The following is a 16,488-nucleotide window of genomic DNA, read 5'->3' on the forward strand; positions in this document are numbered from 1 at the left end:
TTTAGATTCGGAGAGAGGCGCGTCTGCTAAACTCTCCGGCTGTCATTTGGAGAAAATAATGAAAAATAAAATCAAAAAGCAATCCGGCTTTACCTTACTAGAGGTAATGGTGGTTGTGGTTATCCTAGGTGTGTTGGCGAGCTTCGTTGTGCCAAACCTTCTAGGCAACAAAGAGAAAGCGGATCAACAGAAAGCGATCACTGACATCGTTGCTCTAGAGAACGCGCTTGATATGTACAAGCTAGACAACAGCGTGTACCCAACAACCGATCAAGGCCTAGACGCACTGGTTTCAAAACCAAGCAGCCCAGAGCCGCGTAACTACCGTGATGGCGGCTACATCAAGCGTCTACCAAACGACCCATGGGGTAATGCATACCAATACGTAAGCCCTGGCGACAATGGCACGATTGATATCTTCACGCTAGGTGCTGACGGCCAAGAAGGTGGTGAAGGTGCAGCAGCAGATATCGGCAACTGGAACATGCAAGACTTCCAATAAGCACTCGCTTATTGTGAACGCATGTCGTGATGGTAATACGAAACGTGAGAAACTCTGTTCAATCCCGCAACATAACGCGTTTGCGCGGATTTACTTTAATAGAAATTCTGCTGGTTCTCGTATTACTGTCACTGACCGCAGTGGCGGTGATCGCTACTATTCCTACCAATGCCAAAGACGTCGCCAAGCAATACGCGCACAGCTTTTATCAGCGTGTCCAGCTACTGAATGAAGAAGCAATTCTCAGCGGCTTAGACTTTGGCATTCGTGTCGATGAGCAAAAATCCACTTATGTCCTGATGAGCTTGAACTCTGAAGGTTGGCAAGAAGTGGAGTTTGAAAAGATTCCTTCGACGACTGAGCTCCCTGAAGAGTTGTCTCTTTCATTGAAGCTCGGTGGTGGTGCATGGCAAGAAGATGATCGTCTCTTTAATCCGGGCAGTCTGTTTGATGAAGACATGTTTGCAGATCTGGAAGAAGAGAAGAAACCTAAACCACCTCAAATCTATATCTTGTCGAGTGCCGAGTTAACGCCTTTTACCCTCTCATTCTATCCAAATACGGGTGATTTGCTGCAAGATGGTTGGCGTATCCGAGTGCAAGACAATGGGGTTATTCGTCTGCTCCAGCCGGGAGAGGAAGATGAAGATGAGTAATCTTATCTCAAGGTCTCAGAGTGGCATGACACTGCTTGAGGTGCTGGTGGCATTGGCTATTTTTGCAACTGCAGCGATCAGTGTTATTCGCGCGGTAACTCAGCATATTAATACGCTGAGTTACTTGGAAGAGAAAACCTTCGCAGCCATGGTGGTAGATAACCAGATGGCGATGGTAATGCTGCACCCTGAGAAACTGAAAAAGACACAGGGAACCCAAAAGCTCGCAGAGCGTGATTGGTTCTGGACCATAACACCTGTGCCAACCAGTGATAATCTTTTGAAGGCTTTTGATGTCAGTGTGGCAACCAGCAAGAATGCATCACCTGTAGTGACGGTACGCAGCTATGTCTCAAAATAAACGCGTCTGCGCTACTCGTAGTAAAACAAAAGGCTTCACGTTAATTGAGGTGCTGGTCTCGATTGCGATATTCGCCACTTTGAGTGTGGCGGCGTATCAGGTGGTGAACCAGATCCAACGCAGTAATGACGTCTCTATAGAACGTAGTGCACGATTGAATGCACTGCAGCGTAGCTTGGTCATTTTAGATAATGATTTTCGCCAAATGGCGCAACGTCAGTTTCGTACTAACGGTGAAGAAGCATCATCTAAACTGATCTTAATGCAGGAGTACCTGCTCGATTCAGATACTGTCGGTGTGATGTTTACCCGCTTAGGGTGGCACAACCCACAACAACAGTTCCCGCGAGGGGAAGTGACCAAGGTAGGTTACCGAATTAAAGAAGAGACGCTTGAGCGTGTATGGTGGCGCTACCCTGATACCCCAACCGGGCAAGAAGGCGTGGTAACTCCGCTGCTCGAAGGTATTGAAGCCTTTAGCTTAGAGTTCTACAACGGAAGTTCATGGCTAAAGGAGTGGCAGACCGATCGCGCGCTGCCAAAAGCAGTAAGACTTAAATTGACCCTTAAAGATTATGGTGAGATTGAGCGCGTCTACCTAACACCAAGTGGCAGCATTAATACTAGCGACAGCAGTGATAGTTCCTCATCGAGTGGGGGCAACAATGGTTAAGCGATACCAAATTAGGAAGCCCAGCAAGCAACGCGGTGTTGCGTTGATCGTGATACTGATGCTGCTCGCGATCATGGCGGCGATTGCTGGCAGCATGTCTGAGAGGCTGTTTACGCAGTTTAAACGTGTGGGTAACCAGCTCAATTATCAGCAAGCTTATTGGTACAGCATTGGTATTGAAGCGCTGGCTAAGGTCGGTATTGAGCAGAGCTATAAAGATAGCGATACCATCAACTTAAGTCAGCCATGGGCACTGGAAGAGCAGGTTTATCCGCTCGACTATGGTCAAGTAGTGGGTCACATTCGAGATGGTCAGGCGTGTCTAAATTTGAATGCGTTGAAGTCGGTTGCCAGCACCACAGATAACACATCACCTTATTTGGTCTCTGTGTGGCAGACCTTGTTAGAGAATCTGGAAGTGGACTCTTATCAAGCAGAGGTGATCGCCAACTCGACATGGGAGTTTGTCGACGAGGATACGCGTAGTGTTTCTTCTGTGGGTGTGGAAGACAGTACCTATGAAGCGATGAAGCCCGCTTATCTAGCGGCGAACGGCTTGATTGCAGATGAATCTGAATTGCGTGCCGTGTATCAAGTGAGTGGTGAGGTGATGGATAAGGTACGCCCTTATGTGTGTGCTCTGCCGAGTGATGACTGGCGTTTGAACGTAAACACACTCAAGGTCAAACAGGCTCCGCTTCTAGAGGCGATGTTTGCCCCGAACTTGAGTGAATCTGACGCCAAAGCGTTAATTGAAAACCGCCCTTTTGATGGCTGGGATAGCATTGATGACTTCTTAGCTGAGTCGAACTTATCGAGCGTCAGTGCCGATGTGACCAAGAAAGCCAAAGGGTACTTAGCGGTAGATAGTAGCTACTTCGAGCTGGATGCCGAAGTATTAGTGGAGAAGTCGCGAGTTCGAATTCGCACTCTCTTTTATAGTAGTAATCGAGAAACAGTGACGGTAGTGCGCCGTCGCTTTGGAGGAATCAGTGAGCGAGTTTCTGACCGTTCGACTGAGTAGCGAACCACAAAGCCCTGTGCAGTGGTTAGTTTGGTCGACAAGCCAGCAAGAAGTGATCGCAAGTGGCGAGCTTGCGAGCTGGCAACAGCTTGATGAGCTGACACCCTATGCTGAGAAACGGACCTGTATTGCGTTGCTCTCGGGCAATGACTGCCTATTGAAGCGTGTTGAGATCCCAAAAGGGGCAGCACGTCAGTTTGAGTCGATGCTGCCATTTCTACTAGAAGATGAAGTTGCTCAAGATATTGAAGAGCTGCACTTTACCATTCTAGATAAAGGCGCTGAGTCGGCCGTCGTTTGTGGTGTTGAACAACAGTGGCTCACTCAGGTGATGAGCGCATTCTCAGAGGTTGGCATTACCATTCGCAAAGTACTGCCGGATACGCTTGCCCTCCCTGTTGATGCTGAAGGCGTGACTGCATTGCAGATTGATGACCAATGGTTATTGCGCCAAAGCACCTTTCAAGCGGTCTCTATTCGCCAAGCTTGGCTGCCGATGTTTTTGAACAGCGATTGGCTTGTTACTGAAGACGATGCCAAGCCGACGATCTTCAGTTATACCGCTCTGCCAGGTGAAGAAGCTCAGCAACAGAGTGGGGTTGAGTGGCAAGCAAAACCAGCGGAATTGGTGATGTCGGTACTCAGCCAACAGGCGATTATTAGCGGAATTAACCTGCTGACGGGGCGCTTTAAAACTAAATCTTCATTCACTAAATACTGGAAGATTTGGCAGAAGGTGGCGATTTCAGCGTGTTTGTTGATTGCGGTTATCGCAACCCAGCAGACACTAAAATTACAGCGCTATGAAGCGGAAGCTCAGGCCTATCGTGCTGAGAGTGAGCGTATTTTCCGTCAGGTGCTACCGGGTAAACGCAAGATTCCAAGTGTCAGTTATCTGAAGCGCACAATGAACGAAGAGGCGAGCAGATATGGTGGCTCCGGTGATGGTGCGACTCTGCTAGGTTGGCTAACTCAGCTACCAAGTACGCTAGGGCGGGTGACGTCTATTGAAGTGGAAAGTATCCGCTATGATGGCAACCGTTCTGAAGTGCGTCTGCAAGCGAAAAGCTCGGATTTCCAACACTTTGAGACAGCTCGCACTAAGCTTGCCGAGAAGTTCTCTGTTGAGCAAGGACCGCTGAACCGAAACGGCGATGCTGTGTACGGCAGCTTTACACTTAAACCATTACAGTAACTCACGTTAGGAGATCAATGATGAGAAATATGATTGAGCCACTCCAAGCGTGGTGGACATCGATTAGTCAACGCGAACAGAGGCTTGTGATTGGGTGCTCGATTTTGCTAATCGTCGGTGCAGTGTATTGGGGTGTGCTTCAACCGCTCAATGCTCGCGCAGAGCTAGCGCAAAGCCGTATTCAGAGTGAAAAGCAGTTGCTGGCCTGGGTTAGCAACAAGGCTGATGAAATCGTCGAACTGCGCGGCAGTGGCGGTGCCAAAAGCTCTGAGCCTTTGAACCGTTCTGTACCTGCTTCAATGCGCCGTTTTAAGATTGAATTGATTCGAGTACAACCTCGTGGCGAAATGCTGCAAGTGTGGGTTAAGCCGGTACCATTCAATCAATTTGTCGATTGGCTGACGTACTTGAAAGAGCAGCAAGGCGTTGAAGTAGAATTCATGGATATTGACCGCAGTGACACGCAGGGCGTGATTGAAGTCAAGCGATTACAGTTCAAGCGAGGTTAGTGTGAAGCGAGGCTCTTCTCTAAAATATGGCTTACTTTTCAGCGCCATTTTTATCGTGTTCTTTTCAGCCAGTCTGCTTTTGCACCTGCCAGCCGCGTTTGCTCTTAAGCATGCGCCTAAGGTGAGAGGGCTGCAAATTGATGGCGTGCAAGGCTCTATTTGGCAGGGCAGTGCCAGCAATATAGCTTGGCAGCGTGTTAATTATGGCTCAGTACAGTGGGACTTTCAGTTCAGCCAGCTTTTCAAGGGTAAGGCAGAACTCGCGGCTCGATTCGGTCGTGATAGCGACATGAACTTGCGTGGCAAGGGTTATGTCGGCTACGGTATGAACGGTGCCTACGCGCAGAACTTGGTGGCATCGCTACCGGCTGAAGATGTCATGAAATACGTGCCGAACATTCCGGTACCCATCACCGCAGTTGGTCAGGTTGAGTTAACCATTAAGCACCTTCAGCAGGGGCAACCTTGGTGTCAAACCGGTGAAGGTACCCTAGCATGGTCAGGAGCGGGCGCGGATACTCCGTTGGGCTCTTTGGACTTTGGCCCAGTGATCGCCGATGTAACCTGCCAAGACAATACGATTGCTGCAAAAGGCGCTCAGAAAACCACGCAAGTTGAGAGTGAGTTTGAGGCAAGCTTAACGCCGAACCGCCGCTACGCAACCAGCGCATGGTTTAAACCGGGCGCTGAGTTCCCGCAAGCGATGCAGAGTCAATTGCGTTGGCTAGGCAAACCAGACAATCAAGGTAAGTACCAGTTTACTTATCAAGGACGTTTGTAGCGCTTATTTAATATGAATGAGAAAAATGGGCACCGACTGAGGTGCCCATTTTTGTTTGTGTAGACTTAGTCTTTACCCTGCAAGATCTCTTCCCAAGGCAGGTCGGCGTCGCCGAGTACGATGAAGTTGGGGTTCTCTAGAGTTTCGCGTTCGTTGTATGACAGTGGCTCTAGGTGAGTGCTGAGAATACGCCCGCCCGCCTCTTCAACGATGCACTGGGTTGCGGCTGTATCCCATTCACCGGTTGGACCTAAACGTAGGTAACAATCTACTGCACCCTCAGCAACTAGACAGGCTTTAAGGGCTGCTGAACCAAGTGGTACTAAGTCGTAGTTCCATTTCGGGCTCATGCGGCTGGTGATACGGTTGATGTCTTGGCGGCGGCTTATCGCCATCGCAATTGGCTGATTTGGTAGCTCATGGCGATGAGTCTTGATCTTCACGCTGTCGTTCAAATCTGGAATCTTCCAAGCGCCTTTGCCGTCGTAAGCATAATAAGTCACGCCCGACACTGGGCCGTAGACCACCCCCATCACGGGTTTGTTATGCTCAATCAGTGCAATGATGGTGGCAAAGTCTCCGCTGCGTGCAATGAACTCTTGGGTTCCATCAAGTGGGTCTACCAACCAATAGCGATCCCATTGAGAGCGCTTTTCTAGGCTAATGTCTGCCGCTTCTTCCGATAACACTGGGATGTCAGGGGTAAGTTCATTCAACCTTTGTGAGATTAGCTTGTGCGCTGCAAGGTCGGCGCTGGTGACGGGGGTATCGTCACTCTTGGTGTACTCTTCGTAATCTTTCTTCTCGTAGATCTCTAAGATCAGTTGTCCTGCTGAGCGAGCAACTTCAATCACGGAAGGCAGTAAGTGGGATAAATCTTTTGTCATTGGCATAAAAAGTCTCTTACTCTTCGTCAGATTGTTGTTTTAGTAGTCGAAGAGCCAGTAATAAAGCGGTGATGGAGCGAGCTTCACAGAAGTCGAGATGTGTAAGTAACTCTTCTCCTTGAGCCAGCGGCCAGCGCACAATATCCAGTGGTTCTGGTTCGTCACCTTCTAGCTGTTCCGGGTAGAGATCTTCGGCAATGAACAGGGTCATTTTGCTCGAAAAGTAAGAAGGGGCGAGAATCACTTCCTTGAGTGGCGTCAGTTTGCGAGCGCCAAAACCAATCTCTTCTTTTAACTCTCTTACCGCCGCTTCGTTGGGCGTTTCACCTTGGTCGATGAGACCTTTAGGGAAGCCGAGCTCATAGCGCTCTGTACCTGCAGCGTATTCACGTACCAATAGGATGTCACCTTGCTCAGTAATCGGGACCATCATTACTGCGTTGCGACCGCTTGGTTTCATGCGTTCGTAGGTACGAAGCTCACCGTTAGAAAACTTGAGGTCGAGAGATTCAATAGAAAACAGTTTTGATTGAGCGACAGTTTGCTTAGCCAAGATTTCTGGCTTGGTCCTTTTTGTCATGCGCTCGCTCCTTAGCTTTTTGGGAAGTCTTTCTAATATAGGGGAAATGGCGATGACTTCCTAGAGGTGAGTTTTTATATCATGGAATTATTGAATGGGAAGCGATTGCAATGGGCGCTATATAGATTAGAACGCCATTCTATTGATTTTGTTAGTGAAGTTGATGGTGGGGCTGATGAGGATAGATGGGCTTATCAATCATCAGGTGCCTAGAAAACAAAAAGGCTGATGTGAAAACATCAGCCTTGGTCTCTAACCTTAGGTGTGATTAGTAGTAAGAGTGCTCACCACGATCGTGCTCAGTTGCATCACGAACGGCTGTTAGTTCACCCTCGAACTGTTGTAGAAGTTCTTTCTCGATACCTTCTTTTAGAGTCACATCAACCATAGAACAACCGTTACAACCACCACCAAACGCGACGATAGCAACGCCTTCATCAGTGATTTCAACTAGGCTTACGTGACCGCCGTGGCCTGCTAGTTGTGGGTTTACTTGAGTCTGGATTGCGTACTCAACGCGCTCTAGAAGAGGTGCGTCATCCGCCACTTTACGCATTTTTGCGTTCGGTGCTTTTAAAGTTAGCTGAGAACCCATTTTGTCTGTAACGAAGTCGATTTCAGCTTCGTCTAGGAATGGTAGGCTTAGTTCATCTACGTAAGCAGAGAAGCCTTCAAATGCTAGTTCAGTATCAGATGCTTCTACTGCATCTGTAGGGCAGTAAGAAACACCACACTCTGCATTCTGCGTACCTGGGTTTACCACGAATACGCGGATGTTAGTCCCTTCTGGCTGCTGTGAAAGCAGATTAGCAAAATGAGTTTGAGCTGTTTCTGTAATAGTAATATTTGACACGACGAATACCTGAGTAAATTTGTAGGCTATTCTGCCATTCTACTCCTGTCGGGGCGGTAATTCAGCCCTTTTTTGCTGAATTGATAGACAAGTTTTTAGGGAAATTGACTAAGACGCGGGTTCAGGAGTGCGGCAGATGCAGTAAATATCAATCCTTTTAGCGCCCACTTCAAGTAGCAATTGACATAATTGATACACGGTACTGCCTGTGGTGACGACATCATCCATTATTGCAACATGGGCGTCGCCTTTTGCTATCACTTTCATCACATCCTTGTTTCTAAAAGAAAAAACATTACGCAGGTTGTGCTGGCGTTGTGTCTTACTTAACCCTTGCTGAGTCGGGGTGGCACGTTGACGACGAAACAGCGCTAGGCTTTGGCTGTTAAGTTCGTGCGCAAGAGCATCGGCTAGCAATGCGCTTTGATTAAATCCGCGGTGTAGGTAGCGCCGCCAATGCAGCGGCACACTAGTGATAATAGGGGCGGGCTGCTCAATATGGTTCGCCAGCAGTTTGACTAAGTCTCGACTTAACCAAAATTGACCACTGTATTTCATCTGGTGGACGTAATGGTTGAGTGGAAAATCGTAATCTCCAACACAATAGAGCCGATGCCATGGCGGTGGTTTTTTTAAACATGCCCCACATATGGTGGCATCGATATTAAGCTTGATACCGCAACGTTGGCAGCGGTGTTGTGGTGCGAAATGAGATAGGCAGCTATTACACCATTTAGGATGACTATCTTGAGGTAGCTTTGGCAGTTTGCAGAGATGACATTGTGGTGTGACCAAGCGTGGTGTGTGTTTTTGGAGCCAATCAGATAACATAGCGAGCACAAGTGCATTGATGATGTAGGTTTGGATAGCCTAGCCAGCAAGGTCATCATTGTTGGATGAGAATAGTAGGGAAAATCACGAGATGAGCGACAAACTGTATTGGCATGTGTCTGGACAGGGGCCAGATTTGGTTTTGGTTCATGGATGGGGAATGAACGGTGCGGTGTGGCAGCAAACTGTAACGGCACTTGAGACCCAGTTCCGTGTCCATGTGGTTGACCTGCCAGGTTATGGTCACAGCAGTCACTGCCATGCTGATACGCTCGAAGGTATTGCCGAGCAGTTGATGGAAGAGGCGCCAAAGCAGGCGATCTGGGTTGGTTGGTCTTTGGGTGGCTTAGTCGCGACTCATATGGCGCTGCATCATACAGATTATGTCTCTAAACTCGTCACGGTTGCGAGTTCTCCGAAATTCGCCGCAGCCAAAGAGCCGGTGCTATGGCGCGGTATCCAACCTAACGTTCTGAGCAATTTTACCGAGCAGCTGGTGGAAGATTTTCAAACCACCATCGAGCGCTTCATGGCGCTGCAAGCGATGGGCAGTCCGTCGGCAAGACAAGATGTAAAACAACTCAAACAGGCGGTACTGTCGCGTCCGCTGCCTAACCCAGACTCGCTGCTTGCCGGATTAAAAATGCTTTCAGATGTCGATCTGCGTGAGCGCTTACCTGAGCTAACAGTGCCTATGCTGCGCTTATATGGTCGATTAGATGGTTTGGTACCGATTAAGGTGGCAAAAGATCTAGAAAAAGCGCTACCAAACACCGAGCAATACATCTTTACTCAGTCTTCGCATGCGCCGTTCATGACAGAAGCGGACGCTTTTTGCTGTGAGTTGATCAGCTTCGCCGAGAAATAATTGCTAAAATTATAGACAACGTGGTCGATATATAATCTAACCAAGGCACTGAACGATGCTCAGCCCTCTCTCTCACCTGAGCAGAACACAGTAGTTTGGGCTATGCCTGTTGTGCTTACTGGGTTCAACGGTGCCATGGCAATAGCGATGGGCGATTCTTGAGGAGAGTTCGCAATGATTGTGTCACCTGCAACGGCAGTAAGTGTGCCACTGATCGCCCCATCCGTTAATGTGCAAACTGAGCAAGTTGCGCGTGAAAATAGAGTTCGAGAGCCTGTTGCTCCAGCCGTCGCATTGGCTAAAACCAATGCAGAGCGCAAGGTAAAATCGGACGATAAACGAAGGCAGCAATCAGCTTGGGATCCCTCTGACCATCCCGGTTATGAAATGGATAACGAGCAGGAAATAAATGCGGTAAACCAAGAAGAGCCTAAAGATCCATTTGATAGGTTGTTCAGCTTATTGGCACTGAGTAGTTATAGTGCTGATCAAGGAAAGGGTTACACCATGCGTTTTCGATTGCCCAAGCACATTCTTGATGCGGCGATTCGAGAAGGGCAGATGGAACAACGACGTAAGGTCATTAAGTATCATTATGGCCATGCTGTTGCGCCTCATAAGCCATCTGAGGTATTGGTTGTGCTCTAGCGCAGTCAATATCGCCAAGCCTTTTTGAACCTAATAAAAAACCTGCATGCCACTGGCGATGCAGGTTTTCTGTTTTTAGAAGGGCGCTTTTATATTTAAGAGGACGCTCTTACGTCTGAGATACAACTTTTACAGCTTTAGGTCTACTATGATCCAAACGCTTTTCTAGCTGCTCACCCCTTATCACGAGGCGTTACTTCTTCGCTTTCGCAAAGGCAGCAGCAAACGCGCCACCCATAGCGCCGTTCTGTTGTGGCTCTTCGCGACGACGCGGACCGCCTTGCGATTGACGACCTTGAGAACGAGGTGCAGATGAACGTTGAGCACGGTTATCTTGTCCCGGCTCGTCTTTCATGCGCATGCTTAGCGCAATACGCTTACGCTGCACGTCCACTTCCATCACTTTCACTTTGACGATGTCGCCCGCTTTCACTACTTCACGTGGATCAGAAACGAATCGGTCAGTCAGTGCTGAAATGTGTACCAGACCGTCTTGGTGAACACCGATATCAACGAAAGCACCAAAGTTGGCTACGTTAGAGACCACGCCCTCTAGAATCATGCCCGGCTCTAAATCAGACACAGAGTTAACGCCTTCCGCAAAGGTCGCCGTTTTGAACTCAGGGCGCGGGTCACGACCCGGTTTATCTAGCTCTTTAATGATGTCTGTTACGGTTGGCACGCCGAAGTTATCGTCGGTGTAATCGACCGCGTGCAGGCCTTTTAGGAAGCCAGAGTCGCCGATTAGGGTCTTGATGTCTTTGTTGTTCTTCTCAGAGATCGCTTTTACCACAGGATAAGCTTCAGGGTGAACCGCTGAGGCATCGAGTGGGTTTTTTCCACCCATGATACGCAGGAAGCCGGCACACTGTTCAAAGGCTTTTGGCCCCAAGCGCGCAACTTTCTTCAACGTGGTACGTGCTTCAAAGCGGCCGTTCTCATCACGGTAATCAACAATGTTCTGTGCGATGGTGCTAGATAGGCCAGCAACACGAGTCAGAAGTGCGGCAGAGGCGGTGTTTACGTCAACACCGACTGCGTTTACACAGTCTTCGACGATCGCATCTAGGCGTTTGGCTAGCATGGTTTGGCTCACATCGTGTTGGTATTGGCCGACACCGATTGATTTCGGGTCAATCTTAACCAGCTCTGCCAGTGGGTCTTGTAGACGACGAGCGATTGATACTGCACCACGCAACGACACGTCCATATTCGGGAACTCTTTCGCTGCAAGCTCAGATGCCGAGTAAACCGATGCGCCAGCTTCGCTCACAATGATCTTCTGTACTTTTAGGTTGCCGCGCTTAATCACGTCAGCCACAAAGCTGTCGGTTTCGCGTGAAGCTGTACCGTTACCAATTGCAATCAGATCAACATTGAATTGACGCACCATCTGCTCAACGATGTGTGCAGATTTGTCGTACTGCTTTTGTGGTGGATGAGGATAGATGGTTTCGGTTGCGAGCACTTTACCTGTTGCATCAACTACAGCGATTTTTGAACCTGTACGTAGACCCGGATCGAGACCTAGTGTTGCACGAGGACCAGCCGGAGCGGCCATTAATAGATCTTTCAGGTTAGTCGCGAATACTTCAATCGCTTCGATTTCTGCGCGCTCTTTCATTGCGCCCATCAGCTCGGTTTCCATGTGCATCGATACTTTGATGCGCCATGCCCAGCTGATCACCTGTTTACGCCATGCATCGGCAGGAGCGCTGCTCAGAGTAATACCATAGTGATCAGAGATGATGTTTTCACAGTAAGAACCACGTACACCCTCTTCTTGCTCTGGGTCAGCGTTCATGGTTAGTGTTAGGAAGCCCTCATTACGACCACGCAGCATGGCTAGTGCTCGGTGTGAAGGGACTTTGCTCAGCGTTTCGTCATGCTCGAAGTAGTCTTTGAATTTCTCGCCTTCTTGCTCTTTCCCTGCAACAACGCGAGCGCCTAATGCTGCATTGCGCGTCAGGTGCTGACGGATTTTCTCAAGCAGGTTTGCATCTTCTGCGATGCGTTCCATGATAATTGCGCGAGCACCATCCAGTGCGGCCTTAGTATCTTCAATGCCTTTGTCACTATTCAGGTACTGAGAGGCTTCACTTTCTGGATCGTGTTGTGGTTCGTTCCATAGTGTCTCTGCTAGAGGTTCTAAGCCAGCTTCAATTGCAATTTGACCTTTGGTGCGACGCTTAGGTTTGTAAGGTAGGTATAAGTCTTCTAGGCGGGTTTTGCTGTCGGCTTGAGTGATTTCTTTTTCAAGCTCAGCGGTCAGTTTGCCTTGGTCTTGAATCGATTTGAGGATCGTTTGGCGGCGATCGTCGAGTTCACGCAGATAAGAAAGTCGGCTGTCTAAATTACGTAATTGGGTGTCATCAAGGCCGCCCGTTACCTCTTTACGGTAACGTGCAATAAAGGGAACCGTGTTACCGTCATCGATTAGGGTAACTGCTGCGGTCACTTGATCGGGGCGAACGCTCAGCTCTTGAGCGATCTGTCTACAGATAGCTTGGCTCATCCGTTGAATCTCTTTTTGATTATCGTGCCCACATATATGGGGGTGAATCTTAGCTTTTTCTAGCTTTGCTAAGTCAATTTCCTGTTTGTTCGGTGATTTCCCTATCTGACATACCTTTTGTGCGAGATCTCTTACAAGTGATGTGCGACTAAATCACTTTGTGCATGCTGTTTTTACTATGTATCACTATAACTTGTTGATATTTAATGGTTTGTATTGCGGTGTGATCGATGTTATATCAAATTTTTGTTGGCAGATATCTGGGATGCCATCGGATTTCACGTAATATTTAACTTGTCGACAGGGAGTTGGCAGGAACAGGAAAAAGCCTAACGGATTAGGTATCTTCAGGATGAAGATTTGATTGCTTAGGATGAGTGGTCAGCAAGGATGTAAAACACTGATTGAGTTTGATGTGGCTAGGATGGTTACTGATGCTGATGAAAGTGAATATCTCTGGATGAGATTAGCCCGTCAGGATGATAGGCAAGCATGGACACCGCTAGGATGGCGATGACAAAAGGAAATCGGTTAAAGGATTTAGCCAATATCAAGGAAAGATGCAGGGAGCACCTCATCTCAATGAGATAAATAGTGGCAGGAAGGCTACGAAAGAACTTAACCCCGTAGGGCGCAAGCCTCACGGGGTTTCCTTTTATTTAGAGCCTTGAAAAGTCTCTATGGTGTATAGCGAATCGCATTCACAAACCACTCTTTGTCGCCCTCTGGGGTACGCACCGTGAACTCATCATCCACTTCTTTCTTGAGCAGGGCTCGTGCCATCGGTGAGTCGATCGAGACATAGTCTTTGACACCGCCATAGATCTCATCTGGCCCAACAATACGAAATGACTTGGTATCGCCGTCGTCATTCTCTATTTCAACCCAAGCACCAAAAAACACTTTGCCTTCTTGCTGTGGCGAGTAGTCGACAACCTTTACTTGGTCGAGTCGTTTTCTTAAATAGCGAACGCGGCGATCGATCTCACGTAGGCGTTTTTTATTGTACTGATAGTCTGCGTTTTCACTGCGATCACCGAGGCTCGCTGCCCAAGTTACTTTCTTGGTCACTTCAGGGCGATCTTCTCGCCATAGGAAATTCAGCTCTTTTGTGAGTTTTTCATAACCCTCACGAGTAATTAAGTTTGTTTTCATAACTCTGACTTAGTGAAATCATGTTCTAAGATAGAATATATAGAAAGGCAACATACGTTAACAATTCTTTAGGCGACATTTTCTCCAAGAATGTTACATTTTCAATGTCTAAAAAGAATACTTAATCTTCAAGTTTGAGTTTTAATAGGTGGAACCATTACATGCAAGAAAACTACAAAATTTTAGTGGTCGATGACGATGCGCGCCTTCGTGCATTGCTGGAACGCTACTTGTCTGAGCAAGGCTTTCAAGTGCGTAGCGTGGCAAACAGTGAGCAGATGGACCGCCTGTTAACCCGTGAAAACTTCCACTTGATGGTGCTGGACTTAATGTTACCGGGCGAAGATGGCCTCTCAATCTGCCGTCGTCTACGTAACGCCAATAACATGTTGCCTATCCTGATGCTGACCGCAAAGGGTGATGAAGTTGATCGCATTGTTGGCCTAGAAGTGGGTGCCGATGATTACCTACCTAAGCCATTTAACCCTCGTGAGCTTCTAGCGCGCATTAAAGCAGTACTGCGTCGTCAAGTGATTGAAGCGCCGGGTGCACCAAGCACAGAAGAGTCTGTGGTTGAGTTCGGTGAATTCCGTCTGAATCTCGGTACCCGTGAGATGTTCCGCGGTGAAGAGCCAATGCCTCTCACTTCAGGTGAGTTCGCGGTATTGAAGTCTCTAGTCACCAATGCGCGTGAGCCAATGTCTCGCGATAAGCTTATGAATATGGCTCGCGGCCGTGAGTATTCCGCGATGGAGCGTTCTATCGACGTTCAGATCTCTCGCCTGCGTCGCCTTGTTGAAGAAGATCCTAGTAAGCCGCGCTACATCCAAACGGTGTGGGGCTTAGGTTACGTGTTCGTTCCTGATGGAAAAGCAGTGTAACTCTATCAGTCACCATCGTGATTGAAATGTGATTGTTATCGGGTCATCTCATAATTATGTGATGGCCCGTTTTCTATTCAGAACAGTGGTTTAGAGTTATAGTTTCTATTATGTCTCTGTTTCTCTACCTTTCACTTTAGGTTTTCTATGCGTATACGTAGCTCCTTTACTCAATCTATCGTTCTCTTCTTAACCTTACTGGTTGCTAGCCAAATATTCTCTTACTACGCGGTGTTTAATTACGCCTTAATGCCGAGTTTGCAGCAGTTTAATAAGATCTTGGCGCATGAGCTGAACTTGGTTTTAGACGAAGGTGATCTTGATATCGAGATGGACGCACCACTGCGTCAGCGTGTGCTCGAGCAGCTTGGGGTGACGGTTCACACCAAAGATAGTGAAACGGCGGGTGAGTTTTACCATGCTGTAGCGATTGACCTGATGAGTGAAGAGATGACTAAGGAACTTGGTTCTGAGACCGAGGTGAGGCTGATCTTGGGTGCCGAGAGCTATGTACTTTGGATGGATATAGCGCAGTTGCCCAACTCGTTGATTCGAATCCCGCTATCTGAGCTACAAGAAGAAGATTTTGCACCGCTGTTCCGCAATAGCTTGATCATGGCGCTATTGATCATTGCCGGTGGTTGGCTGTTTATCCGTTTACAGAACCGTCCTTTGATTGCATTAGAGAAAGCCGCCAAAGGGGTAGGGCGTGGTGATATTCCACCGCCTCTGCCAGTTCAAGGTGCGCAAGAGATTCGCTCGGTAACTCGTGCCTTTAACCAGATGTCGAAAGGCATCCAAGAGCTTGAGGAAGACAGAGCGCTATTGATGGCGGGTATCAGTCATGACCTGCGTACGCCATTGACTCGTATTCGTTTAGCGACGGAGATGATGTCACCGGAAGACAGCTACTTAGCCGAAGGTATTATCAGTGATACGGAAGAGTGTAATGAGATCATCAGCCAGTTTATGGATTACCTAAAACCTGTTGACCGTAATTCGTTCCAAGCTGTGTTCTTAGAAGATATTGCTGGTGAGGTGGCGAGCTCTGAGGGTGGCTATGAGGTAGAAATTGAAACTGACCTCGCTTCTAACATGAAACCTGCCTTGGGTAACCCAATTGCCATTAAGCGCGCAATCAGTAACTTGGTGGTTAACTCCCTACGCTATGGTAATGGCTGGGTCAAAGTCACCACGGGTATGACCGCGGATAACAAACTCGCTTGGGTAACAGTAGAAGATAATGGCCCCGGTATTCCACAAGATCAGATCAGCAAGCTGTTTGAACCCTTCACTCGAGGCGATACCGCGCGTGGTAGTGAAGGTACGGGTTTAGGTTTGGCGATTGTGAAGCGCATTGTCAGTCAGCATCAAGGTGCTGTCGTGGTGAATAACCGCAGCCAAGGCGGTCTGAAAGCACAGATCAGCTTTCCAGTTAAGTTGTAAGCTTAATGAGTTTCGAGGGGCTGCTATAGATCCCCGACTCGGTCATTCTTCCCTCTCGCGGATAACAAAAAATATCGTCATTCCCTATCGTGAGGGACGAGCGAGTAGGGAATCTCGCTCTTA

Annotated in this window: 18 protein-coding genes; 12 read left to right on the top strand and 6 right to left on the bottom strand. The window is 48.2% G+C overall.

Going from position 1 to position 16,488, the window contains the following annotated elements; translation table 11 throughout:
• The first annotated feature begins 58 nt into the window (after positions 1 to 58).
• The 8 genes from gspG (at position 59) to FIV04_RS00565 (ending at position 5,701) form a co-directional block, all read left to right on the top strand.
• A complete protein-coding gene (gene gspG, locus FIV04_RS00530; protein ID WP_032551109.1) occupies positions 59 to 502 on the top strand; it encodes a type II secretion system major pseudopilin GspG in 444 nt (147 codons plus the stop codon).
• A 71-nt stretch (positions 503 to 573) separates the two neighbouring features.
• Entirely contained in the window at positions 574 to 1,158 is a 585-nt protein-coding gene (gene gspH / locus FIV04_RS00535) for a type II secretion system minor pseudopilin GspH (protein ID WP_253895389.1), read from the top strand.
• Positions 1,145 to 1,519: a type II secretion system minor pseudopilin GspI gene (gspI, locus tag FIV04_RS00540; RefSeq protein WP_152467958.1), complete on the top strand. Its 375-nt coding sequence runs from the start codon at positions 1,145 to 1,147 to the stop codon at positions 1,517 to 1,519. Before gspH ends, gspI begins: the two co-directional genes overlap by 14 nt.
• Complete coding sequence (gene gspJ, locus FIV04_RS00545) at positions 1,506 to 2,192, top strand: type II secretion system minor pseudopilin GspJ (protein ID WP_152467959.1); 687 nt, start codon at positions 1,506 to 1,508, stop codon at positions 2,190 to 2,192. Before gspI ends, gspJ begins: the two co-directional genes overlap by 14 nt.
• The gene (gene gspK / locus FIV04_RS00550; RefSeq protein WP_152467960.1) at positions 2,185 to 3,216 is read left to right on the top strand and encodes a type II secretion system minor pseudopilin GspK; all 1,032 of its coding nucleotides are present in this window, start codon (positions 2,185 to 2,187) and stop codon (positions 3,214 to 3,216) included. Before gspJ ends, gspK begins: the two co-directional genes overlap by 8 nt.
• Complete coding sequence (gene gspL, locus FIV04_RS00555; protein ID WP_152467961.1) at positions 3,185 to 4,411, top strand: type II secretion system protein GspL; 1,227 nt, start codon at positions 3,185 to 3,187, stop codon at positions 4,409 to 4,411. Before gspK ends, gspL begins: the two co-directional genes overlap by 32 nt.
• A gap of 20 nt (positions 4,412 to 4,431) precedes the next feature.
• The gene (locus tag FIV04_RS00560) at positions 4,432 to 4,920 is read left to right on the top strand and encodes a type II secretion system protein M (RefSeq protein WP_150870497.1); all 489 of its coding nucleotides are present in this window, start codon (positions 4,432 to 4,434) and stop codon (positions 4,918 to 4,920) included.
• Between the two features lies 1 nt (position 4,921).
• On the top strand, positions 4,922 to 5,701 hold the full coding sequence (locus FIV04_RS00565; RefSeq protein ID WP_152467962.1) for a type II secretion system protein N: 780 nt from the start codon (positions 4,922 to 4,924) through the stop codon (positions 5,699 to 5,701).
• Positions 5,702 to 5,766: 65 nt separating this feature from the next.
• Here the strand turns inward: FIV04_RS00565 and cysQ are convergent, their stop codons facing one another.
• From cysQ to FIV04_RS27375, 4 genes are all read right to left on the bottom strand, one after another.
• A complete protein-coding gene (cysQ, locus tag FIV04_RS00570) occupies positions 5,767 to 6,594 on the bottom strand; it encodes a 3'(2'),5'-bisphosphate nucleotidase CysQ (RefSeq protein WP_152467963.1) in 828 nt (275 codons plus the stop codon).
• Positions 6,595 to 6,604: 10 nt separating this feature from the next.
• On the bottom strand, positions 6,605 to 7,168 hold the full coding sequence (gene nudE / locus FIV04_RS00575) for an ADP compounds hydrolase NudE (RefSeq protein ID WP_152467964.1): 564 nt from the start codon (positions 7,166 to 7,168) through the stop codon (positions 6,605 to 6,607).
• Positions 7,169 to 7,436: 268 nt separating this feature from the next.
• Entirely contained in the window at positions 7,437 to 8,021 is a 585-nt protein-coding gene (gene nfuA, locus FIV04_RS00580; protein ID WP_032551117.1) for a Fe-S biogenesis protein NfuA, read from the bottom strand.
• A gap of 108 nt (positions 8,022 to 8,129) precedes the next feature.
• The gene (locus tag FIV04_RS27375) at positions 8,130 to 8,852 is read right to left on the bottom strand and encodes a ComF family protein (protein ID WP_152467965.1); all 723 of its coding nucleotides are present in this window, start codon (positions 8,850 to 8,852) and stop codon (positions 8,130 to 8,132) included.
• 91 nt (positions 8,853 to 8,943) lie between these two features.
• On the opposite strand from FIV04_RS27375, the gene bioH reads away from it, so the two are divergent.
• The gene (bioH, locus tag FIV04_RS00590) at positions 8,944 to 9,720 is read left to right on the top strand and encodes a pimeloyl-ACP methyl ester esterase BioH (RefSeq protein WP_152467966.1); all 777 of its coding nucleotides are present in this window, start codon (positions 8,944 to 8,946) and stop codon (positions 9,718 to 9,720) included.
• 174 nt (positions 9,721 to 9,894) lie between these two features.
• The gene (locus tag FIV04_RS00595) at positions 9,895 to 10,368 is read left to right on the top strand and encodes a hypothetical protein (RefSeq protein WP_032551121.1); all 474 of its coding nucleotides are present in this window, start codon (positions 9,895 to 9,897) and stop codon (positions 10,366 to 10,368) included.
• 193 nt (positions 10,369 to 10,561) lie between these two features.
• Here the strand turns inward: FIV04_RS00595 and FIV04_RS00600 are convergent, their stop codons facing one another.
• Entirely contained in the window at positions 10,562 to 12,883 is a 2,322-nt protein-coding gene (locus tag FIV04_RS00600) for a Tex family protein (protein ID WP_152467967.1), read from the bottom strand.
• 678 nt (positions 12,884 to 13,561) lie between these two features.
• The gene (greB, locus tag FIV04_RS00605; protein WP_032551124.1) at positions 13,562 to 14,038 is read right to left on the bottom strand and encodes a transcription elongation factor GreB; all 477 of its coding nucleotides are present in this window, start codon (positions 14,036 to 14,038) and stop codon (positions 13,562 to 13,564) included.
• Positions 14,039 to 14,199: 161 nt separating this feature from the next.
• On the opposite strand from greB, the gene ompR reads away from it, so the two are divergent.
• Entirely contained in the window at positions 14,200 to 14,919 is a 720-nt protein-coding gene (gene ompR / locus FIV04_RS00610; RefSeq protein ID WP_032551125.1) for a two-component system response regulator OmpR, read from the top strand.
• Positions 14,920 to 15,066: 147 nt separating this feature from the next.
• Complete coding sequence (gene envZ / locus FIV04_RS00615; RefSeq protein WP_152467968.1) at positions 15,067 to 16,365, top strand: two-component system sensor histidine kinase EnvZ; 1,299 nt, start codon at positions 15,067 to 15,069, stop codon at positions 16,363 to 16,365.
• Positions 16,366 to 16,488: the final 123 nt, after the last annotated feature.

It is taken from the genome of Vibrio sp. THAF190c, assembly GCF_009363355.1.
Classification (GTDB): domain Bacteria; phylum Pseudomonadota; class Gammaproteobacteria; order Enterobacterales; family Vibrionaceae; genus Vibrio; species Vibrio fortis_A.

Excerpts from the sequence above, each read along its gene's own strand:
- gspJ (WP_152467959.1), top strand. The coding sequence starts at position 1,506 with ATGTCTCAAAATAAACGCGTCTGCGCTACTCGTAGTAAAACAAAAGGC.
- FIV04_RS00560 (WP_150870497.1), top strand. The coding sequence starts at position 4,432 with ATGAGAAATATGATTGAGCCACTCCAAGCGTGGTGGACATCGATTAGT.
- gspK (WP_152467960.1), top strand. The coding sequence starts at position 2,185 with ATGGTTAAGCGATACCAAATTAGGAAGCCCAGCAAGCAACGCGGTGTT.
- FIV04_RS00595 (WP_032551121.1), top strand. The coding sequence starts at position 9,895 with ATGATTGTGTCACCTGCAACGGCAGTAAGTGTGCCACTGATCGCCCCA.
- FIV04_RS27375 (WP_152467965.1), bottom strand. The coding sequence starts at position 8,852 with ATGTTATCTGATTGGCTCCAAAAACACACACCACGCTTGGTCACACCA.
- bioH (WP_152467966.1), top strand. The coding sequence starts at position 8,944 with ATGAGCGACAAACTGTATTGGCATGTGTCTGGACAGGGGCCAGATTTG.
- gspI (WP_152467958.1), top strand. The coding sequence starts at position 1,145 with ATGAAGATGAGTAATCTTATCTCAAGGTCTCAGAGTGGCATGACACTG.
- gspG (WP_032551109.1), top strand. The coding sequence starts at position 59 with ATGAAAAATAAAATCAAAAAGCAATCCGGCTTTACCTTACTAGAGGTA.
- ompR (WP_032551125.1), top strand. The coding sequence starts at position 14,200 with ATGCAAGAAAACTACAAAATTTTAGTGGTCGATGACGATGCGCGCCTT.
- cysQ (WP_152467963.1), bottom strand. The coding sequence starts at position 6,594 with ATGCCAATGACAAAAGATTTATCCCACTTACTGCCTTCCGTGATTGAA.
- nudE (WP_152467964.1), bottom strand. The coding sequence starts at position 7,168 with ATGACAAAAAGGACCAAGCCAGAAATCTTGGCTAAGCAAACTGTCGCT.
- FIV04_RS00600 (WP_152467967.1), bottom strand. The coding sequence starts at position 12,883 with ATGAGCCAAGCTATCTGTAGACAGATCGCTCAAGAGCTGAGCGTTCGC.
- greB (WP_032551124.1), bottom strand. The coding sequence starts at position 14,038 with ATGAAAACAAACTTAATTACTCGTGAGGGTTATGAAAAACTCACAAAA.
- envZ (WP_152467968.1), top strand. The coding sequence starts at position 15,067 with ATGCGTATACGTAGCTCCTTTACTCAATCTATCGTTCTCTTCTTAACC.